This window comes from Bacillus sp. EB V-12, from assembly GCF_056158125.1.
The window spans coordinates 166641-187303 of sequence record NZ_JBUXJL010000007.1; the positions used below are offsets into that span (position 1 = coordinate 166641).

General features: G+C 37.1%; 21 protein-coding genes. 6 read left to right on the top strand and 15 right to left on the bottom strand.

Annotation, left to right across the window (positions count from 1 at the left end; translation table 11 throughout):
* Positions 1-48 precede the first annotated feature (48 nt).
* Both argS and ACZDYH_RS21165 read right to left on the bottom strand, forming a co-directional pair.
* Positions 49-1719 (bottom strand): arginine--tRNA ligase, encoded by a 1671-nt coding sequence (gene argS / locus ACZDYH_RS21160; RefSeq protein WP_001086454.1) that lies wholly within the window; start codon positions 1717-1719, stop codon positions 49-51.
* Positions 1719-2156: a YwiB family protein gene (locus ACZDYH_RS21165; protein WP_000414867.1), complete on the bottom strand. Its 438-nt coding sequence runs from the start codon at positions 2154-2156 to the stop codon at positions 1719-1721. The genes argS and ACZDYH_RS21165 overlap by 1 nt, the downstream gene beginning before the upstream one ends.
* A 202-nt stretch (positions 2157-2358) precedes the next feature.
* Between ACZDYH_RS21165 and ACZDYH_RS21170 the strand changes: the two genes are divergently transcribed.
* Positions 2359-3345 carry a S66 family peptidase gene (locus tag ACZDYH_RS21170; RefSeq protein ID WP_044307119.1) on the top strand — a complete coding sequence of 329 codons (987 nt, stop codon included), beginning with the start codon at positions 2359-2361 and terminating at the stop codon, positions 3343-3345.
* 25 nt (positions 3346-3370) lie between these two features.
* Here ACZDYH_RS21170 and ACZDYH_RS21175 read toward each other — a convergent pair whose 3' ends face one another.
* Positions 3371-3733 carry a YxeA family protein gene (locus tag ACZDYH_RS21175; protein WP_000779921.1) on the bottom strand — a complete coding sequence of 121 codons (363 nt, stop codon included), beginning with the start codon at positions 3731-3733 and terminating at the stop codon, positions 3371-3373.
* Between the two features lie 233 nt (positions 3734-3966).
* On the opposite strand from ACZDYH_RS21175, the gene ACZDYH_RS21180 reads away from it, so the two are divergent.
* Positions 3967-5004, top strand: a complete 1038-nt coding sequence (locus ACZDYH_RS21180) for a PTS sugar transporter subunit IIC (RefSeq protein ID WP_000996319.1) — start codon at positions 3967-3969, stop codon at positions 5002-5004.
* 266 nt (positions 5005-5270) lie between these two features.
* Here ACZDYH_RS21180 and speB read toward each other — a convergent pair whose 3' ends face one another.
* The 4 genes from speB to ACZDYH_RS21200 form a co-directional block, all read right to left on the bottom strand.
* Positions 5271-6143: an agmatinase gene (speB, locus tag ACZDYH_RS21185; protein ID WP_001209831.1), complete on the bottom strand. Its 873-nt coding sequence runs from the start codon at positions 6141-6143 to the stop codon at positions 5271-5273.
* Between the two features lie 217 nt (positions 6144-6360).
* The gene (speE, locus tag ACZDYH_RS21190; protein ID WP_000424696.1) at positions 6361-7188 is read right to left on the bottom strand and encodes a polyamine aminopropyltransferase; all 828 of its coding nucleotides are present in this window, start codon (positions 7186-7188) and stop codon (positions 6361-6363) included.
* Between the two features lie 186 nt (positions 7189-7374).
* The gene (locus ACZDYH_RS21195) at positions 7375-8538 is read right to left on the bottom strand and encodes an MFS transporter (RefSeq protein WP_000444227.1); all 1164 of its coding nucleotides are present in this window, start codon (positions 8536-8538) and stop codon (positions 7375-7377) included.
* Positions 8539-8543: 5 nt separating this feature from the next.
* Positions 8544-8951, bottom strand: coding sequence for a MerR family transcriptional regulator (locus ACZDYH_RS21200; protein WP_000276579.1), 408 nt, complete (start codon positions 8949-8951; stop codon positions 8544-8546).
* A 152-nt stretch (positions 8952-9103) separates the two neighbouring features.
* Between ACZDYH_RS21200 and ACZDYH_RS21205 the strand changes: the two genes are divergently transcribed.
* Both ACZDYH_RS21205 and ACZDYH_RS21210 read left to right on the top strand, forming a co-directional pair.
* Positions 9104-9829, top strand: a complete 726-nt coding sequence (locus tag ACZDYH_RS21205) for a glycerophosphodiester phosphodiesterase (RefSeq protein WP_049106877.1) — start codon at positions 9104-9106, stop codon at positions 9827-9829.
* Between the two features lie 101 nt (positions 9830-9930).
* Positions 9931-11982, top strand: a complete 2052-nt coding sequence (locus ACZDYH_RS21210; RefSeq protein ID WP_434713190.1) for a transglycosylase domain-containing protein — start codon at positions 9931-9933, stop codon at positions 11980-11982.
* A 34-nt stretch (positions 11983-12016) separates the two neighbouring features.
* Here ACZDYH_RS21210 and ACZDYH_RS21215 read toward each other — a convergent pair whose 3' ends face one another.
* Together ACZDYH_RS21215 and ACZDYH_RS21220 are read right to left on the bottom strand one after the other, a co-directional pair.
* A complete protein-coding gene (locus ACZDYH_RS21215; protein WP_000136678.1) occupies positions 12017-12526 on the bottom strand; it encodes a YwhD family protein in 510 nt (169 codons plus the stop codon).
* Positions 12527-12551: 25 nt separating this feature from the next.
* Positions 12552-13226 (bottom strand): site-2 protease family protein, encoded by a 675-nt coding sequence (locus ACZDYH_RS21220; protein ID WP_000372455.1) that lies wholly within the window; start codon positions 13224-13226, stop codon positions 12552-12554.
* 112 nt (positions 13227-13338) lie between these two features.
* On the opposite strand from ACZDYH_RS21220, the gene ACZDYH_RS21225 reads away from it, so the two are divergent.
* Entirely contained in the window at positions 13339-13524 is a 186-nt protein-coding gene (locus ACZDYH_RS21225; protein WP_001147171.1) for a 2-hydroxymuconate tautomerase, read from the top strand.
* 39 nt (positions 13525-13563) lie between these two features.
* On the opposite strand, the gene ACZDYH_RS21230 is transcribed toward ACZDYH_RS21225, so the two are convergent.
* From ACZDYH_RS21230 to ACZDYH_RS21255, 6 genes are all read right to left on the bottom strand, one after another.
* Positions 13564-14868 (bottom strand): HD domain-containing protein, encoded by a 1305-nt coding sequence (locus ACZDYH_RS21230; RefSeq protein WP_000262730.1) that lies wholly within the window; start codon positions 14866-14868, stop codon positions 13564-13566.
* A gap of 144 nt (positions 14869-15012) precedes the next feature.
* Positions 15013-15951, bottom strand: a complete 939-nt coding sequence (locus tag ACZDYH_RS21235) for an ABC transporter substrate-binding protein (protein WP_100616794.1) — start codon at positions 15949-15951, stop codon at positions 15013-15015.
* A 189-nt stretch (positions 15952-16140) separates the two neighbouring features.
* Positions 16141-16953 carry an ABC transporter ATP-binding protein gene (locus ACZDYH_RS21240; RefSeq protein ID WP_000212068.1) on the bottom strand — a complete coding sequence of 271 codons (813 nt, stop codon included), beginning with the start codon at positions 16951-16953 and terminating at the stop codon, positions 16141-16143.
* A 15-nt stretch (positions 16954-16968) separates the two neighbouring features.
* Positions 16969-17985, bottom strand: a complete 1017-nt coding sequence (locus ACZDYH_RS21245) for a FecCD family ABC transporter permease (protein ID WP_001260757.1) — start codon at positions 17983-17985, stop codon at positions 16969-16971.
* On the bottom strand, positions 17982-19037 hold the full coding sequence (locus tag ACZDYH_RS21250) for a FecCD family ABC transporter permease (RefSeq protein ID WP_000388294.1): 1056 nt from the start codon (positions 19035-19037) through the stop codon (positions 17982-17984). Before ACZDYH_RS21250 ends, ACZDYH_RS21245 begins: the two co-directional genes overlap by 4 nt.
* Positions 19038-19349: 312 nt before the next feature.
* Positions 19350-19574 carry a YuzB family protein gene (locus ACZDYH_RS21255; RefSeq protein ID WP_000526079.1) on the bottom strand — a complete coding sequence of 75 codons (225 nt, stop codon included), beginning with the start codon at positions 19572-19574 and terminating at the stop codon, positions 19350-19352.
* A 284-nt stretch (positions 19575-19858) separates the two neighbouring features.
* Here ACZDYH_RS21255 and ACZDYH_RS21260 point away from each other — a divergent pair, with 284 nt between their 5' ends.
* On the top strand, positions 19859-20551 hold the full coding sequence (locus ACZDYH_RS21260; protein WP_000868358.1) for an RsfA family transcriptional regulator: 693 nt from the start codon (positions 19859-19861) through the stop codon (positions 20549-20551).
* Positions 20552-20663 lie beyond the last annotated feature (112 nt).

Sequence of the window (20663 nt, forward strand, 5' to 3'; positions counted from 1 at the left end):
AGCTCCATCCCCCTCCTATTCTAAACGAGCCGCTTCCGCTTTTCTTTATTACATTTTTTCTGGTGCAGATACTCCTACGATTGCTAATGCATTTTGAAGTGTAGTGCGTACTGCTTTCATTAACTCGTAACGAGCTTTACTTAATTCTAAATTATCTTGGTTTAATACTTTTTCTGCATTGTAGAAGCTGTGTAATGTTGCTGCTAATTCAAATGCATAGTTTGTAATACGGTGTGGTAGACGTTTTTGTGCTGCATCCGCAACTACCGCTGGGAATTCACCAAGTTTTTTCAGTAACTCTACTTCTTTTTCAGAAGTAACAAGTTTGTAGTTCACATCTCCGCCTGTAGCTAATCCTAATTCTTCACCTTGGCGAAGGATGCTGCATACGCGAGCGTGAGCGTATTGTGCATAGTATACTGGGTTTTCATTAGATTTTGATACAGCTAAGTCCATATCGAAGTCTAAATGAGAGTCACCGCTACGCATTGCGAAGAAGTAACGCATTGCGTCCACGCCTACTTCTTCCATAAGCTCACGAAGTGTAACTGCTTTACCCGTACGCTTACTCATCTTCATTTTTTCACCATTTTGGTATAGTTGTACCATTTGGATGATTTCTACTTCAAGCGTGTCTTTATCGTAACCAAGTGCTTGAATAGCAGCTTTCATACGTGGAATATAACCGTGATGGTCAGCACCCCAAATGTTAATTAACTTATCGAAACCACGCTCTAATTTATCACGATGATACGCGATATCTGGCGTTAAGTATGTGTAAGAACCATCATTTTTAATTAATACACGGTTTTTATCGTCACCGTAAGTCATTGAACGGAACCAAGTTGCACCGTCTTCTTCAAAGATCTCATCGCGCTCTTTTAATACAGCAAGTGCTTGATCAATTTTCCCGTTTTTGTATAATGATGTTTCTGAGAACCATACATCAAATTTAACGCGGAAGCTTTCTAAGTCTTTTTGAAGTTTTGCTAATTCATATTTTAAACCGTACTCACGGTAGAATTCATAGCTTTCTTTTTCATCAGCTTTCGCATAACGATCACCGAATTCTTCTGCTAAACGTTTACCAATTCCAATGATATCCGCACCATGGTATCCGTCTTCTGGCATTTCTTTTTCTAAGCCTAAAGCTTGCATGTAACGAGCTTCAACAGAAAGAGCTAAGTTATGAATTTGGTTACCAGCGTCATTAATGTAGTACTCACGAGATACATCGTATCCTGCTTTTGCTAATAGGTTACATAAAGTGTCACCTACTGCCGCACCGCGTGCATGTCCTAAGTGAAGGTCACCTGTTGGATTCGCAGATACGAACTCAACTTGTACTTTTTCACCTTTACCAGTATTCGTTTCACCGTAAGCTTCACCAGCGTTTACGATTGTTGGAATTAAATCTGTTAAGTAGCTATTATCCATATAGAAGTTAATAAAACCAGGACCAGCGATTTCGATTTTTTCAATAGAAGCTTTTGCTTTATCGAAGTTTGCAACTAGTTCTTCTGCAATCATACGAGGTGCTTTTTTCGCAACGCGTGCAAGTTGCATTGCCATATTTGTAGAGAAGTCACCATTTGTTTTATCTTTTGGAGATTCTAATACAACGTTTGGAATTTGTTCTTCTGTCGCTAATTCTGCCTTTAATACAGCAGCCTGAATTTCTTCTTTAATCAATCCTTTTACCTGTTCTAAGGAATTCATTATTTTGCCTCCTTCAAATTAATTGTAATAGTATATCTGCCAGCTTCTTGTTCACTTAGAAGCAATGCGTACGTTAAGAAGAGTTGTCCTTTTTTCTTTTCATCCGACCATTTAAAAAGAACGTTATCAGTCTTTGTTTGCAATGCAAACGTACCAAGTTCACTCGTATACGTACCAGTTGTCCATTCACCTTTCACATGCGTCTGACGCATAGAAACAGCACCTGAACGCATAATGAGAACTTGTTCATCTTGAATTTTAATAATTGTTTTCACTTCGCCTTGTTCGTTCGGCTCCTGGAATGTTACATATGTACCTTGACCTTTTACATAGTATTGACCATTTGCTTCAAAAGCAACGGTTTCCTTCCTCGCCCCTTCACGGATTTCTGTTACGAAATGAACGTGTACCGGCAAGCCTGCAAGTTGTTTCTCCACGTCTTGCACACCTTTCAAATGTTATAGATATTAAATACTACTTATAATAAATCACTTTTCCTATCATATCAAAAAAAGACTCTGTCTGTCTGCTGAAAAATCAGGAAAACTCCATTTCAAAAAATAATTCACTTCTACTTTATTTCATATGATAAAATATTTTTTAAATCTAAATATTCTTTCAATTAAAGAGGTGAATGTAGTGATACCAACAAAGTTAAAAAAGGGTGCTGAAATACGAGTGATTTCACCATCGTGTAGTTTAAGTATTGTTTCAAATGAAAATAGAAAACTTGCTATAAAAAGATTAACTGACATGGGCTTTCAAGTTACATTCTCAAAATATGCTGATGAGATAGATCGATTTGCTTCCTCCTCTATTTCTTCCCGCATTCAAGACCTCCATGAAGCATTTCGAGACCCTAATGTAAAAGCTATTTTGACTACACTTGGCGGATACAACTCAAATGGTTTATTGAAACATCTCGATTATGATTTAATTCGTGAAAACCCGAAATTTTTCTGTGGTTATTCTGATATTACTGCCTTAAATAATGCAATTTACGCAAAAACAGGGCTTGTTACATATTCAGGACCCCATTTCTCTTCGTTTGGAATGGAGAAAGGGCTCGGGTATACAACCGATTACTTTTTAAAGTGCTTAACTTCTAATGAGCCTATTGAAGTCCTTCCATCTGAAACATGGAGCGATGATTCTTGGTATATAGATCAGGAAAATCGAGAATTTATTAAAAATGAAGGATATGTTTCAATTCAAGAAGGAGAAGCTACGGGAGATATTATCGGTGGCAATATGAGCACATTTAACTTACTGCAAGGTACACCATATATGCCAAATTTAAAGGAGAAAATTTTATTTATTGAAGAAGATAGTTTAACTGGAACATCTACTCTTAAAACTTTTGATCGTTATTTACATTCCCTTATGCAGCAGCAAGGTTTTGAATACATAAAGGGAATCGTTATAGGAAAGATGCAAAAAGGTGCAGAATGTACGATAGAAGACATTCAAGAAATGATTGCTTCAAAACCTGAACTTGCACATATCCCTATCATTGCAAACGCAAGTTTCGGGCATACAACCCCGATTTTCACTTTTCCAATTGGTGGACGTGCAAAAATTATTTCTCACAAAGAGAAGACATCTATCACTATTTTAACGCACTAAAAAAGGAGCGAATGAGTCGCTCCTTTTATGGTTTTTCTATTTTTTCCAACGCTTTTTGCGGAATGGATTCTTTCGGGATTTCAGCCCATCCTTTTCCTTGCATACCTTTTGCATAAATTTTTATAAACGCCCCCGTATGCAATTCACGGTTCATCATTCTTTTAATAACCTGTAACTTTCCATCTTCTGTATACCCTTTAAAAGTATACAAGTATTCTCCGTCTTTTTTCTCACCTTTATCTATAACCGCATAATAATCTTGTATTTCTTTATTTGAAAAGAAGTTGTCTACAAAAGCATGTACACCTTCTGTTTTTGTATTCAAATAATACGCTGTTCCACCTAGAATAATGGCGAATACAGCTAAAACTTTAATTACCAATTTCATACATGAACCTCCTGTTTGCACTTCTTTCTCGCTAGTATTATATCTATACTTGTATTATACGGAAAAGAGCATACTATACTCTATCTAAAAGTCTTACACTTTCCTTACATTATTGTAAGGGATTTTTTCTTACAGCCAGTTCCCAAGAAAAAAATTTTCCGTTTCATACACTTTTATATTATTATTGAATGATACGAATTTTTATTACAAAAATCAAAGGAGACAGTTTTCAAATGGCTATCTTGCAAGGTTTAGCACTATTACTTGTTGTACTTTGTCTATTTACACTTTTCAGTTACCGTGCGCCTTACGGAATGAAGGCGATGGGTGCTTTAGCTAATGCAGCAATTGCAAGTTTTCTTATTGAAGCATTTCACCGTTATATAGGTGGAGAAATGTTTCATAATGACTTTTTACAATCAGTAGGAGAAGCTTCCGGTAGTATGAGCGGTGTCGCAGCAGCGATTTTAGTCGCATTAGCAATCGGTGTTTCCCCCGTATATGCTGTTTTAATTGGTATCGCTACTAGTGGATTCGGTATTTTACCAGGATTTTTCGCTGGATACGTTTGTGCCTTCGTCGTGAAATTTCTCGAAAAGAAATTACCAGCTGGTGTGGAATTTTTAGCAATCCTATTTATCGCTGCACCAATCTCACGCGGAATGGCAATGCTTATGGATCCGCTCGTTAACGCCACACTTGGTAAAATCGGTTCTATGATTTCAGTTGCAACTACAGAAAGTCCTATCATTATGGGTATTATGCTTGGTGGATTAATAACAGTTATTTCTACCTCTCCACTGAGTTCTATGGCACTAACTGCAATGCTTGGATTAACAGGTTTACCAATGGCAATTGGTAGTCTGGCTGTAGCAGCTTCAGCCCCAATGAACTTTATTTTCTTTAAACGATTAAAAATTTGTTCAAAGAAAGATACAATTGCTGTAGCAATCGAGCCTTTAACACAAGCCGATGTTGTTTCAGCAAATCCGATTCCAATTTATGCGACAAACTTCGTTGGCGGTGCACTTGCTGGTATTATTACCTCTCTGTTCCAGCTCGTTAATAATGCACCAGGAACAGCATCACCAATCCCAGGACTTCTTGTCTTATTCGGATTTAATGACGTTGTAAAAGTAACAATTGCTGCTATATTATGTGGAATCGTTACCACTATTGTCGGATACATCGGATCTATTGTGTTCCGTAAATATCCGATCCGCTCTGCTGATGAAATTCGCGGAGTTACTTCGGAAGAGAAGGTTGCATAAGAAAAAGAGCTATTCCCATCGTTTAGGAATAGCTCTTTTTTGTGTCGCATAACGGTAAATGAAATTATATCAGCGATTTTTTTAATATATCGACTTACCGACATATAACGACAAAATAAGAGCCCTCTAATCATATAGGGGGCTCTTACTTTATCTAGCTGCAGCGGCTAGAATGATCGGTGGCTTCGCTTCTTCCTTCGAGGCACAAAACGCCTCTATGTCTGAAGCTCCATCCCCCTCACATTCTGGGCGAGCCGATTCCGCTTTTACTTCACCCAACCGAGCAGCATTTCCCGCACGAATTTGCTTGCTGCGACTGGTGTTTGATCACTATGGTCGTAGACTGGAGCTACTTCTACCAAGTCTGCTCCAACTACATTTATATTTGAATTTGCAATTGCTACGATGGAATCTAATAATTCTTTAGATGTGATACCGCCAGCTTCTAACGTTCCTGTTCCTGGAGCGTGAGCTGGGTCTAATACATCAATGTCGATTGTGACATAGACTGGGCGGCCAGCAAGTTTCGGTAATACTTCTTTTAACGGTTCTAATACGTCAAATTTGTATAAGTTCATACCTACTTCTTTCGCCCATTCAAATTCTTCCTTCATTCCAGAACGAATTCCGAAAGAATATACGTTTTCCGGACCAATTAAATCACACACTTTACGAATTGGTGTAGAGTGGGATAAAGGCTCCCCTTCATACGATTCACGTAAATCAGTATGAGCATCCATGTGGATGATTGCTAAATCCGGATATTTTTTTGCCATTGCCTTAAAAATTGGCCAAGACACTAGGTGCTCACCGCCGAGACCTAGTGGAAACTTATCGGCATCTAAAAGTTTTGATACATACTCTTCAATCATGTCTAAGCTGCGTTGTGCGTTTCCGAATGGTAATGGGATATCACCCGCATCAAAATATTTTACCTCTTCTAGTTCACGATCTAAATACGGGCTATATTCTTCAAGACCGATTGATACTTCACGAATACGTGCAGGGCCAAAACGAGATCCCGGACGGTAACTTACTGTCCAATCCATAGGCATCCCATAAATAACTACCTTTGACTCTTCAAAACTTGGATGACTTTTAATAAATACTTTACCTGAATAAGCTTCATCAAAACGCATATTCTTTTCCTCCTTATGTGGAACTTAAGGTATCCCAACCTTTCACTATTTCTCAAATTTGGAGCGAATTGCTCCTCTTTCTCGATTTACCGGGTCTTCTTTTTAACAACAAGAAGACGATTTTCTCTACAGAAGTGTAAGTAGCTAGCATGTTCAAGTCTTCTGGACAAACACCTTAAATGAGCTACTTACACTTTATTTGTTTGATACAATTCTCTTACTTAATTAAATCGCCAACAAATTTCGGTAATGCGAATGCTGCATTGTGTAATTCTTTTGTGTAGTATTTCGTTTCGATTTCGTGGAAACGCTCTTCACTTACTTCTAATGGATCATGTTTTTTAGATCCAATTGTGAACGTCCAAAGACCACTTGGGTAAGTTGGAATGTTTGCTGTGTATAAACGAGTGATTGGGAAGATCTCTTTTACGTCTTTAAACACAGTTGTAATTAGTTCTGGTGTAAACCAAGGGTTGTCCGTTTGTGCAACGAAAATACCATCTTCTTTTAACGCTTTTGAAATTCCAGCGTAGAAGCCTTTTGTAAATAGGTTTACTGCTGGTCCTACTGGCTCAGTAGAATCTACCATAATTACATCGTATTCATTTTCGCTTTCTGCGATATGTAGGAAACCGTCTCCTACTTTTACTTCTACACGCTCATTATCTAATGCGCCTGCAATTGATGGTAAGTATTGTTTAGAGTACTCAATTACTTTTCCATCGATTTCAACAAGAGTTGCTTTCTTTACACTTGGGTGTTTTAACACTTCACGAATAACACCACCATCACCGCCACCAACAACTAATACGTTTTCAGGGTTTGGATGTGTAAATAAAGGTACGTGTGCTACCATTTCGTGATAAACGAACTCGTCCTTTTCTGTTGTCATAACCATGCCATCTAAAATAAGCATGTTTCCGAACTCTTCCGTTTCGACCATATCAAGTTTTTGGAATTCTGTTTGCTCCGTATGTAATGTGCGGTTAATACGCGCCGTAATCCCAAAATGTTTTGTTTGTTTCTCAGTGAACCATAGTTCCATCGTACAATCACGCCTTTCAATGCAAATTTATAATAGGGACATCATTAATGTCCCCTAACAAAAATAAAACAAAACATCCAAAATGTATAGTTAAAAGTACAAAAATACCGAAAATATATTTTAGTCAGAGGGTTCTAACATATGTGTGGAAAGGGTTTGCACCATAAAAGGAAAGAAAACCCTTTCTTAAGAAAGGGTTTTTGTCTCTATTTCTAATGGTTTACGAATTGGAATTAGGATCATAATACAACCAACTAACACAACGATTCCACCTACTAAAAACGGACTTTGTGGTGAAACAGTATGACCGATAATTCCTGATAAAATCGGAGCAATCGCACCACCTAACCAACGAACAAAGTTATAAACACCTGACGTAACAGATCTTTCATAAGGTGAAATATCCATTACATAACTTGTATATAATGCATTGTTTAAGCCAGATGCCAACCCTGATAAAACGATAAGAGTAATTTGTAACCACATAATTTTCACAAAGAATAGTGCAATTAAGAAAATCGCAAATACGAGTAAACTACCCTTCAATAATGTTTTTGGTTCATATTTCCCTTCTAGCTTATGTGCTAAAATTGCAGAACCGTAAGCTAACGCGAGTCCCCATCCGCAAAATACAAAGCCTAATTGAATAGCTGATAAATGCATAATAAGTGGTGAATATGCTAACACGACAAAAAATCCGTAGTAGTATAGCATCCCTGAAATGGCACCTTGCATAAATGGTTTATACTTCACCAGGTTAAGTAATTCCCCTACGCCAGCAGCCTTACGCTTCACTTTTCGTTCTGGTTCTTTTACAAAAAAGAATACTAAAATAAATGCTAAGAAAATTAAAATACTCGTCGCGAAAAACGGATAACGCCAAGAATGACCACCTAATATCCCGCCTAATAACGGTCCGCCAGCCATACCTAAGCCGATAGCTGCTTCGTATAATCCTACTGCTTCATGAACTTCTTTACTTAATGCAATCAATAAAGTCATCGCCGTCGCGAAGAACATCGCATTCCCTAATCCCCATCCAGCGCGGAAAAGAGATAATTGAGCAATCGTTTGCGACATACCACATATAAACGCAAATACAGTCACAATCGCAAGACCGATTGTCATCATCCGTTTATCACCAAATCTCGATGCAAATATACCAGCTGGTAACATCATAATTGCCATCGTTAAAATATAAGCGGTAAATAACATTTCAACTTGCCAATGCGATGCACCAATTTTCTCTGCAATAATCGGCAAAATTGGGTCGACTACTCCTATACCCGAAAAGGCAAGGAAGGTAGCCACCACTGTAATCAATCTCCCTAATTTTTGTTTGCTCTCCATTTTGATTACTCTCCTTTTGTGCTCTCTAAAAATGTTACTGCACGATGTAAACTATCTTCTAGTTCTGCCTTTACACGTTGCATTTGCTCCATTTTTTCGTCTAACGTTTGCACTTGTTTTTCAAGCATATCTTTAATTTCTTGAATCACTTCACGATCACGAGGGTTTTCGCTATTTCTTCTTTGCTCCATTCTTTCTTTTAACGATAAAAAATGCTGCATCTCTTGAAGCGTAATTCCTAACACTTCTTTCGCTTCCACAATTTTTTTAATTCTGGCGATATCCCCGTCTGTATACAGGCGAATGTTCCCCTCACTACGTTCAGGGGGATGAATTAAACCAATTTCCTCATAATAACGAAGTGTACGTTTTGTCAAACCAACTTGCTTTGTTACTTCATCAATTTTATACATGTTTATTCCTCCCTTCACTTGATTATTACATTTTACGTTAACGTTAACTTTTGTGCAACTGTTAGACTTTTGTAAATGTTTGTCATATTCAATTGTATTTTTCCTAAAGCAGTTTCATAATGAAAGAAAAGAGATAATAAGGAGAATTTCACATGAGTAAACCACTTATTTTCGCTCACCGCGGAGTAAAAGGAACACATCCCGAAAATACGATGATTGCCTTCCAAGAAGCAGAACGCATTGGCGCTCACGGAATTGAACTCGATGTCCACTTATCAAAAGATGGTGAACTTGTCGTAATTCACGATGAAACCGTCAATCGTACAACAAATGGCGTTGGACTTGTTTCGGAAAAAACGGTAGAGGAACTACAATCATTGGACGCTGGTAGCTATAAAGACCCTTCTTTCCATGAAGCAAAAATCCCAACGTTGCGTGAGGTTTTCATTTGGCTTTCCACAACGAACTTACAACTAAATATTGAATTAAAGACAGATGTTATTCATTACCCAAATATTGAGGAAAAAGCTGTTGCACTTGTGCGTGAATATCATCTTTCTAATCAAATTGTATTTTCATCATTTAACCATGACTCTGTTTCATTATTAGCAGAAATTGCTCCTGAAATCCCAAGAGCAATTTTATATGATACACCACTTTCTGATCCAATTGCCGAAGCAAAACATAGAGAAGCAAATGGATTACATCCAAACTTCCAGTTATTAACGAAAGAATTTGTGCAGTCAGCACAAGAGCAAGGGTATGTTTTCCGTCCATATACAATTAATGAATACAAAGATTTACAAACTATGATTGATTATGGTGTAGATGTCATCATTACCGATTGGCCAGCACGTGCCTTTGAGCTCCTTTCTTAATGGAAGGGGCTTTTTTATTTTCGAAATTTCATTGTTTAAAATAAATGAAAACCCTCAATACTAATACAATAACGCTTGTATTAATGAGGGGCTGAAAAAAGATGGATCAAACTATGAATCCAAAACTTAAAAAATATAAACGTCTTTTCTTCACCGCAATGTTTTCTTGCGTCCTTTTCTTCATTTTTTCTTTTTTTGTTATTATTATAGTTGCAAAAATTATGGGACCTCCTCCTGTTGCGGTCCCGCAAACAAGCGTCTTTTACGCAAATGATGACACTGTTATAGGACAAAGTAATGAAATGCAAAAACGTTACAATGTATCTCTTAATGAAATTTCACCTTATGTAAAAGAGGCGACACTATCTATTGAAGATCAACGATTCTACAAACATCATGGCTTTGATATGAAACGTATTGCTGGTGCCATTGTTGCCGATTTAAAAGCGATGGCAAAAGTCCAAGGTGCTAGTACGATTACACAACAGTATGCTCGTAACCTTTACTTAGATCATGATAAAACGTGGAAACGTAAACTATTAGAAGCAATGTACACAATTCGCCTTGAGGTGAATTATAATAAAAATCATATTTTAGAAGGATATTTAAATACAATTTATTACGGACATGGCGCTTATGGCATCGAAGCTGCATCCCGTCTATATTTCGATAAAACGGCAAAAGAGTTAACATTAGCAGAAGCTAGTATGCTCGCAGGTATCCCGAAAGGGCCAAGTGTCTATTCTCCCTTTTTGAAAGAGGATCGTGCGAAAGGACGACAAGCTCTCATATTAGATGAAATGGTAGAACAAGGATATATTACGAAGCAACAAGCAGCCTTAGCGAAGAAAGAGCCACTAACTTTTGCCTCATTAGATACGAAAAAAGTAGCAGAGGTCGCACCATATTTCCAAGATGCTGTACAAGCTTCGCTCCTTCGTGATGTTGGATTAGACGAACAAGCTTTACAACGGGGTGGCTTGCGAATTTATACAACGCTAGACCCTAAACTACAAGCTGTAGCAGAACAAGCTGTAAAAGATCACATACCTGACACAACAAACATACAAACTGCTCTCGTCTCTATGAATCCAAAGACAGGTGAAGTGGCTGCTCTTGTTGGTGGAACTGATTATACTACGAGTCAATTTAACAGGGCTACACAAGCCATTCGTCAGCCTGGTTCTACATTTAAGCCATTTCTATATTATGCGGCATTAGAACGAGGATTCACGCCTGCTACGCGCTTAAAAAGCGAATATACTGTATTCACCTTAGGTGACGGCGTTTCAAAGTATAAACCGAAGAACTATAAAGATTATTATGCAGATGATTTCGTAACGATGGCACAAGCTCTCGCAGTCTCTGATAACATTTATGCTGTGAAAACGAATTTGTTTTTAGGCGATGACGCGCTTGCAAAAACAGCGAAACAATTTGGAATTAAAAGTGCATTAAAAGATGTGCCTTCTCTAGCTCTTGGTACATCACCAGTAAAACCAATTGAAATGGTTAACGCTTATAGCATGTTCGCAAATGGTGGAAAAGAAGTAAAACCTACTTTCATTCGCCGCATTATGGATCATGAAGGAAATATATTATACGATGCTCATTTAGAGAGTAAACAAGTTCTCGACAAGAGCAAAGCGTTTGTAATGGAAGAAATGATGACTGGTATGTTTAATAAGAAACTAAGCAGTTATGCTGCTGTAACTGGTCAATCGATGTTATCCAAACTATCAAGAACATATGCCGGCAAATCTGGTTCTACTGAAACGGATAGTTGGATGATCGGATTTACTCCGCAAATCGTAACTGGTGTGTGGGTCGGATATGATCAACCTAAATCTATTTCAAACGTAGCAGAACAAGGATATGCGAAGAAAATATGGACTGATACGATGGAGAAAGGGTTAGAGGGACAACCAAAAAAAGAATTTAAACAACCAAGTGACGTCGTAGCGGTTAATATCAATCCAGAGAACGGTAAAATTGCTACAAAAAATTGTCCTATTTCTGTGAAAATGTATTTCGCTAAAGGTACCGAACCGACTGAATATTGTATGGATCACGTCGATGATAAAGAAGAATTTGAAAAAACGACTGAAGAAAAGAAAAAAACAAGTTGGTGGAAAAAATATCTTCCTTGGTAAAAAAAATAGCTGACGGGCATCCGTCAGCTATTTTTTATTCACTTAATAATGCACGGCGCAATTCTTCACTAGATTCGTTCCAAATAGCTTCATTATGTTCTTTCAAGAACGTACCAAGTACCTTTTTAGATGATTCATCCATATGGTCAACCATAATGTGACGCTTCAATGATTTATCCATTTTATTTACGTGCTCTGGAAGTGATTTATATCCGCGGCGAATTTCACGGTCTACTGTCATTTCACAAGCTGTTACACCTGCATAATACGCACCTGTCGCAGTTCTTTCAATCGTTACCCAAACAAGCCAAAATGGTTTTCCGTTTGGAACTTCATCTTTATTTGTTAAAAACTTAATACCTTTTTCTACTGTACTACGCGCGTGCATCGCACCAATATCAACGAATGCAGTTTTCTCTAGTACATCAACAAATACAGGTGAAATGTTTTCTAAGCTTAATGCCCCAACACCAAATCCACCATGTCCATCTGTTGAATCATTTTTCACGATATTAAAACCGATTTTTTTCTTTTTCTCTGTCATATGTAAAATCCTCCTCACTTAAAAATTATAAAAGGCCAAAAATAGGCGCAATGATGCTATCTAAAAATACAAATACATGCGGAATAACTACCTGGAAAATAGGTTGAATTGTGTAATTACTAAGCGGTGTAATAACGAGAATTAATAACGCAATTGCCCCGTATTTTTCATACTGTGTCATTTTCGCGCGAATATTTGCTGGCGCTAAATCTTCCACAACTCGATACCCATCAAGTGGCGGGATCGGTAATAAGTTAAATACAAGTAAAACGATATTCAGCATAATAAAAATCTGGAAAAATTGAGCTAACGTATCTGCTACTGCAGATGGAATTGAGTATAATACACCAAATTTTACTAAGCTATACCAAATAATTAAACCAATTGCGCTTAAAATTAAGTTACTAATCGGCCCTGCAATTGAAACTAATATACCTGCAAGACGCGGTCTTTTAAAGTTATATGGGTTAACAGGAACCGGTCTTGCCCAACCGAATCCAAGAATTAATACTGCAATCAAACCTATAGGATCTAAGTGTGCCATCGGTGATAACGTTAAACGGCCTTGTCTCTTTGCTGTATCGTCTCCAAATTTATATGCTACATATGCATGTGCAAATTCATGAACTGATAATGCGATAATAATGGCCATTGCTACCAAAGGAATTTGGTGCAACGGGTATCTAAATAACTGATCCATGCTTCATCTCCTCTTCCATATGTCAAAAAAAGAAATTATTTGTTTTTTCGATTGTTCTTCCCCATAATCCGCTATAATAAGAGTGTAACTTACATAAAAGGAGCGATTGTACATGCCATACGTAACAGTGAAAATGCTAGAAGGACGCACAGAAGAACAAAAGAAAGCTCTTGCTGAGAAAGTAACAGCAGCAGTAAGCGAAACAACTGGTGCTCCTGAAGAAAACATCGTTGTTTTCATCGAAGAAATGTCTAAAAACCATTATGCAGTTGGCGGAAAACGCTTAAGCGACAAATAATTTCAAGTTTTTTCATAAGAAGCAGCCATTAGCTGCTTCTTATTTCTTTCCTTCTAACAACTCAATAATTCTCTCTTTATATTTTCCTTTTCTTCCATCTTCATAGATTAAATCATGTGGATAGAATAGCTTTTGATCCGTTCTTTTCTTACCTGTAATCGCCTCAACAATATCCGACTCACGTGAAAGCTCTCTAAGCTCTCCGTTTGGCATAAGAAGTAGGATTGGTAGACGCTCTTCTTCTTCTCCTGCACGATAAAAGTCATACGGTAAGTCTGATGTTGAATCAACTACTAAATAATACTCCGGATCAAGTCCAATCTTTTTAAATAAACTACTTAATTCCATCCAATTATCTAAACCGTGTTTATCTGTAAACTCTACATATTTAAATAGATTTCGATTCATAAAACGGCGACATAAATCGCTTAAAATTGGATCTTCTTCTTCCTGCCATACTTGGAAGTAGTAATACATAACGTTCTCGTCTAACTTTAAATAATCCTCTACTGTTACTTCTTCTTCAAATAAAGAATAGAAATGAACAGGATGATTTTTAAATGTATAATACTTCTCGTGCAGTGATTTCGCACGGTGTAAAATCTTCGTTAAAATAACTTCTGCACTTCGCGTTACCGGGTGGAAATATACTTGCCAATACATTTGATAACGACTCATAATGTAATGCTCAACAGCATGCATACCACTATTTTTAATGACTACTTGATTCCCATACGGACGCATTACACGCAGTATACGTTCCATATCGAAGTTTCCGTACTTTACGCCTGTAAAATAAGCATCTCTTAATAAATAATCCATACGATCCGCATCAATTTGACTCGAAATCATACTAATCGCTAATTTATTAGTAGACGTTTTTGCAATTACATCTGCTACCTTTTGTGGAAACTCCTTATCAACACGACTTAATACATCATTAATCTCCGTATCGCCAACGATAATCTTTTGCGTAAATTTCTCATGATCTAATGAAAATACTTTTTCAAACGAGTGAGAAAATGGGCCGTGGCCGACATCATGAAGTAATGCCGCACATAAACATAACAATCTATCTTCAGCATTCCAATTTGGTCTGCCATCAAACACATCATCAATCATACGACGAATAATTTCGTATACACCTAACGAATGAGTAAAGCGACTATGCTCTGCACCGTGAAATGTAAAAAATGTCGTTCCAAGCTGCTTAATACGGCGCAAGCGTTGAAATTCTTTCGTTCCGATTAAATCCCAAATAACACGATCACGCACGTGCACATATTTATGTACTGGGTCTTTAAACACTTTTGTTTCGCTGAGTTTGTCGTTTAAATATACCACTTTCCGACATCCCCCTTTCTTTACTACATTCTTACTTTATATTATAAACGAAATGAGAAACAGAAAGAAATGAAAGACTGTATTAATTCCCTTTATAAAAGAAAAAATCACCTTTACCGAAGTAAAAGTGATTTCCTTTATACATTATTTACCTAAAACGAATTCAGCAACTTCGTCTAAGATCATATCTTTCCCAAGTGGGAAGTAACCTTTGTTTAAGTCTTCATTTTTAATTGTAAATACGTGGTTGTTTTTAACAGCGTTCATGTTTTTCCAAATTGATTCTTCTTGGAATTCTTTCAAGCGCTGAGAACCGTCACCAGTTGTAAACACGAATAAGTAATCTGGGTTGTAATCGATTAAAGCTTCTTTTTGTACTTGTACTAACGGTTTATCAGTTGGTGTACCTTTAACTGCTGGTAGTTTTAAATCATTAAAGATTACGCTACCGTAACCGTAGTCACCGTATACGCGGAAAGCATTTGGATATGCAGCCATTTTCATAAATGTTGCTTCACCAGTTTTAGCAACGATTTTTTCATGTAATTTGCTTGCTTTTTCATCATACTTTTTGAACCATTCTTTTGTTTCTTTTTCTTTACCGAAGATTTGACCTACTTCTTCAAATTTTGGACGCCATTGATCTAATGGAGTATTTAACATAACTGTTGGTGCAATTTTAGATAATTGATCATAAATCTTTTCTTGACGATTATTTACAAGAATTAAATCTGGTTTTGCAGCAGCTACTGCTTCGATGTTAATTTTATCGCCCCAAGCAGAACCAACTGGTTTAACGTCTTTTAGTTTCTTTTCAATATGTGCATCAATTTTTTCTTGAGATGTATTAGCAGTAATAACCGGTTTCATACCGAAAATTAATAATTCTTCTGTTGAACCACTAAGGTCAGCAATTTTCTTTGGGTTTGCAGGAATTTTAATTTCCCCTTTTGCATGTTTTACAGTGCGCTCTTCAGTCTTTGCATCTGCTTTCTTTTCTTCTTCTTTGTTAGAACAGGCTGCAAATAGTACAGAAGTCACAACTAGTACCATTGCTAATAGTGCCATTTTAAAATTCTTCATGTTCCCACTCCTTCTAGCTGTATTTATCTTATAAGTTACAACGAACTATAAGAAACAAAGATAACAATTAATTAATATATATTTATTAATTGTTGTTAATAACCCATTCTAACGGGCGTTCAACTTCCCATTCTTATATAAGAAGCTCAACGTCCATTAGAAGTCCCCCTCTTCACGAGGGGGTTCTACTTATGCTTTTTTACGCAATTGATTACTAATCATCGCTAAATCATATGTTAAACAAATTGGCTTACAGTTTACTGGACATGGAACGATTTGAGCTTCAATCTCAAATACGTTACGAAGTGTTTCACTTGTCATAACTTCATCTGGCGTTCCTTGTTTCATTAACTTACCTGCTTTTAATGCAATCATATGATCTGAGAAACGAGAAGCGTGATTTAAGTCATGGATAACCATAACAATCGTTCTACCTTCTTCTTCATTTAACTTTTTCAATAAGTTTAATACTTCTAATTGATGAGCCATATCTAAGTACGTCGTTGGTTCATCCAATACAAGTAATTCTGTTCCTTGTGCAAGAGCCATTGCAATCCAAACACGTTGACGTTGACCCCCTGATAGCGCTTCTGCTGGACGATTCGCAAATTCTTTCATTCCTGTCACTTCAAGTGCCCAGTTAATGTAGCGATAATCCTCTTCTTTCAACGTGCCAAACCCTTTTTGATGAGGGAATCTTCCATATGACACAAGCTCAAATACAGTAAGACCCGTTGGCACTTCTGCAGTTTGTGGTAAAATCGCCATTTTCTTTGCAATTTCTTTCGTTGGCTGTTTCTCAATTGCTTTTCCGTCAAGATAAACAGTACCTTGCTTTGCCTTCAAAATACGAGACGCCGTTTTTAATAATGTGGACTTCCCACAACCATTTGGTCCAATAATTGTTGTAATTTTCCCTTCCGGAATTTCAACTGTTAACCCATCAATAATTAAACCTTCATTATAGCCAACAGATACCGCATCCACCGCTAAAGTTGCCATACGAAAAGCCTCCCTTTATTTTGTCCTCATAAGTAAATAAATGAAATACGGTGCACCAATTACAGAAATAACAAGACCGACTGGTATTTCTGAAGTTGTTAGTACACTTCTTGAAATTACGTCTGCGAATAAAAGTAAAAACGTTCCTATTAGCGCAGCTGTGGGCAACATAATTTGATGTTTACCACCAACAAGGCGCCTTGCTAAATGCGGGGCCATTAAACCGATAAAGCCAATTCCGCCGGCAACAGCAACAGATGCACCTGCTAAACAAACTGCAATAAATAATAATTTACGTCTTTCTTTTTCTACGTTTACACCAAGGCCAACTGCTGTAGAATCGCCTAGGTTCATTACATTTAATATGTGTGCTTTACTTATAGCAAGCGGTAAGAAAATAACCATCCATGGAAGTACACTTAATACGAATTTCCAATCTGTCCCCCATAGACTTCCCGCCAGCCAAATCGTAGCAAAACGAAAATCGTTAGATGTCATCTTCATAGAGAAAATTAAACTAACAGCTCCAAATCCAGCTGCAACGGCAATACCGACTAGTATTAATCGAGTCGATGAAACGCCGTCTTTCCATGCTAGTAAATAAATAATTACCGCTGCTAATATCGCTCCAACTAGTGCGAAGAATGGAAGAATGAATACAGATAAAAATGTACCAGTCCCTACTTTTCCGAAGAAGAAGTAGACGAATATAACAACTGTTAATCCCGCTCCAGCATTAATACCTATAATACCTGGATCAGCAAGCGGATTTCGTGATAAACCTTGCAAAATCGCGCCTGACATAGCTAAAGCAGATCCGACTAGTATAGCAATTACCATACGCGGCATACGGAATTCAAATAAAATAACAGACTGATCTTCAGCCCCTAGTCCAACCAATGACTTTAATACGTCCATTGGCGGGATTTTAAAAGTTCCTGTATTTAAACTAATAAGAAATATAGAAACGATTAGTCCTACTAAAATCGTTAATATAGAAATGTTCTTTTTTGTTAAGACACTCGTCCTCACATCTTTCCTCTCCCTTCATTACGTGCTAAGTAGAGGAAGAATGGAACCCCAATTAGCGCTGTAATTGCTCCAATTGGCGTTTCAAATGGCGGGTTAATAACGCGAGATAACATATCTGCACATTCAATTAACAGCCCACCTAAGACCGCAGAACATGGAATAACCCATCTATAGTCCGAGCCTACGAGGAAACGAGTCATATGCGGAATTACAAGACCAACAAATCCAACTGATCCTGCCATGGAAACTGCGGAACCCGTTAAAACAAGAACAAGTACTGTTCCGATAAATTTAATCAATGTCGTATTTTGACCAAGTCCAATTGCAATTTCTTCACCGAAGCTCAAAATTGTAATATATCTCGACATCATAATTGCGATAAAAAGACAAACAAGGCCAATTGGCACTAACATATTAATACTTTGCCATTTCACTCCAGCGACTCCGCCTGCATTCCACATACTCACCTCTTGGGCAAGATTGAAATACAATGCGATTCCAGATGAAATTGCCCCTAATAAAGCACTAATAGCTGCACCTGCTAAAGCTAATTTCACAGGTGTTAATCCACCTGGTGAAGAAGATCCAATTCCATATACAATGCTTGCACCAAACGCAGCTCCAATAAAAGATGCGATAACAAACATTAAATAAGGTGAATTAGGGAAAAATGCATACATAATTGCAATTCCAAATACAGCTCCATCTGTAATCCCCATTAACGATGGTGAAGCAAGTGGATTTCGCGTCATACCTTGCATAATTGCTCCTGATACCGCTAAAAAGGCACCTGCAACTACGCCCCCTATTGCTCTAGGCATGCGAAGCTCTTGAATTACGTTATGATGTGTAATAGATCCATCAAACTGAAATACAGCTTGCCATACAGTCTTTAAACTAATATCTGCAGCCCCAAAAGAAATAGAAACTGCCATGCTTAAAGCTAACAAAATTGTACCCGCTACTAAAATAATAGAAGCGATGAGCGGTCTGCTCTTAATCTCTTTAACATTCTCTTCTTGCTGTTCTATACTGCTTGCGCTCGCTTCCATCCCTCAACCATCCTAACCAACAACATATATTTATTGAAATGAAATTTATTCTCAAATAGTAATAAAAAAATTAGGTGAATTGCTATTTCCCTGATAATGATTCTCAGAATCAGACACTTCTATTCTACCTATCGCTTTAAAAGACTGTCAACCATTATTTTGAAATATAAATTTATATAAATTGGAATTTTAATACAAAAGTTATGTCCATCCTTTAGAAAACGTTCATCCACACAAGATTACTTTCGCAGAATAAACCATTCCTCTTATGGGCATAAAAAAAGAAGAGGAATCTTTTCACTCTTCTTTTTCTTACTTATTTAACTTTGCTTCAATTTTCACGATTAACTCATCTTCTGTTGGAGCCGCAACTGGACGGTTATTTACAAATGCGAATGATTTTTTACGACCAGGACCACAGTAAGACTGACATCCAACTTCAATCGTTGCACATGAATCTACTTTTTTTAGCTTCGGAACTAACGTTTTAACGTTCGTTGCCTGACAGTCATCGCACACGCGAAACTCGTTTCCCATTATATAACACTTCCTCTATTTTAAACTTTTCTCAAGTACATTTAAAAATAAACACTAAATGGTATTTTACCGCTCTTTGAAGCTCGTTGCAAGTTTCCCTACAAAGCCTATTCTCTACATATTGCTACATATTTATATGCTCTCCTACAGAAGCGCTCACCATTCATGGGAAAATTTTTACCTTTCATCGAAATCTACCATATTTTTAAAAGCTTTGTATAAAAGTTTATTTTTTTGCCCATTATAAAAATAGGAAGTTCATAAAAAGAAAGGGAGTTGAATCTATGAAAGTAAGACAAGATGCTTGGACAGATGAGGATGATTTATTACTTGCTGAAACGGTACTTCGTCATGTTAGAGAAGGAAGTACGCAATTAAATGCATTTGAGGAAGTAGGGGATCAGTTAAATCGTACATCTGCTGCTTGTGGTTTCCGCTGGAATGCCGTTGTTCGCTATAGCTATGAACAAGCTCTTCAACTAGCAAAAAAACATCGTAAAGATAAAATGCGTGCTGCAAGCGGTGAACAAGCGAAAAAACGTTTACTTTATACACCACCAGCTTCAGATTCGATAACTGATTATGAAGAATTAGTACAAGAAGAATCAATCGTACAATATAAAGAAGCTATTCCATATCAAGAATCTACTGCTCCTGCTGCAAGAAGCTCTATGACAATGCAAGATGTTATTTATTTTTTACAAACAGTCGGATCTTCAAATATAAAAGTGACAGCTCTTGAAAACGAGAATACGAGATTGAAACAAGAAATTAAAGCACAAATCCTTCGGAATGAGGAACTAGAAAAGAAACTAGAAAAATTAGAAAAGCAATCTCATACTGTACAAGAAGATTACGAAACACTTATGAACATTATGAACCGTGCTCGTAAATTGGCAGTCATGGATGACGAAGAACGTTCTCAAACATCTTTCCGAATGGACCGAAACGGTAATTTAGAAAAAATTGCAGAATAAGAAGGATGCATGTAATGCATCCTTTTTATTATTTCACCTCTAAGCTCCCCCTTTATATGTGAGAAAACTCCATTCTTCATTTTTTGCTATAATAGAGATTGTCATTTTAAAG

Bases quoted from the DNA above. Each gene is read 5' to 3' on its own strand.
- argS (WP_001086454.1), bottom strand. From the start codon at position 1,719: ATGAATTCCTTAGAACAGGTAAAAGGATTGATTAAAGAAGAAATTCAG.
- ACZDYH_RS21180 (WP_000996319.1), top strand. From the start codon at position 3,967: ATGGCTATCTTGCAAGGTTTAGCACTATTACTTGTTGTACTTTGTCTA.
- ACZDYH_RS21250 (WP_000388294.1), bottom strand. From the start codon at position 19,037: ATGGAAGCGAGCGCAAGCAGTATAGAACAGCAAGAAGAGAATGTTAAA.
- ACZDYH_RS21240 (WP_000212068.1), bottom strand. From the start codon at position 16,953: ATGGCAACTTTAGCGGTGGATGCGGTATCTGTTGGCTATAATGAAGGT.
- ACZDYH_RS21175 (WP_000779921.1), bottom strand. From the start codon at position 3,733: ATGAAATTGGTAATTAAAGTTTTAGCTGTATTCGCCATTATTCTAGGT.
- ACZDYH_RS21220 (WP_000372455.1), bottom strand. From the start codon at position 13,226: ATGGATCAGTTATTTAGATACCCGTTGCACCAAATTCCTTTGGTAGCA.
- ACZDYH_RS21235 (WP_100616794.1), bottom strand. From the start codon at position 15,951: ATGAAGAATTTTAAAATGGCACTATTAGCAATGGTACTAGTTGTGACT.
- ACZDYH_RS21215 (WP_000136678.1), bottom strand. From the start codon at position 12,526: ATGACAGAGAAAAAGAAAAAAATCGGTTTTAATATCGTGAAAAATGAT.
- ACZDYH_RS21255 (WP_000526079.1), bottom strand. From the start codon at position 19,574: ATGGGAAACGAGTTTCGCGTGTGCGATGACTGTCAGGCAACGAACGTT.
- speB (WP_001209831.1), bottom strand. From the start codon at position 6,143: ATGCGTTTTGATGAAGCTTATTCAGGTAAAGTATTTATTAAAAGTCAT.
- speE (WP_000424696.1), bottom strand. From the start codon at position 7,188: ATGGAACTATGGTTCACTGAGAAACAAACAAAACATTTTGGGATTACG.
- ACZDYH_RS21200 (WP_000276579.1), bottom strand. From the start codon at position 8,951: ATGTATAAAATTGATGAAGTAACAAAGCAAGTTGGTTTGACAAAACGT.
- ACZDYH_RS21260 (WP_000868358.1), top strand. From the start codon at position 19,859: ATGAAAGTAAGACAAGATGCTTGGACAGATGAGGATGATTTATTACTT.
- ACZDYH_RS21205 (WP_049106877.1), top strand. From the start codon at position 9,104: ATGAGTAAACCACTTATTTTCGCTCACCGCGGAGTAAAAGGAACACAT.
- ACZDYH_RS21225 (WP_001147171.1), top strand. From the start codon at position 13,339: ATGCCATACGTAACAGTGAAAATGCTAGAAGGACGCACAGAAGAACAA.
- ACZDYH_RS21195 (WP_000444227.1), bottom strand. From the start codon at position 8,538: ATGGAGAGCAAACAAAAATTAGGGAGATTGATTACAGTGGTGGCTACC.
- ACZDYH_RS21210 (WP_434713190.1), top strand. From the start codon at position 9,931: ATGGATCAAACTATGAATCCAAAACTTAAAAAATATAAACGTCTTTTC.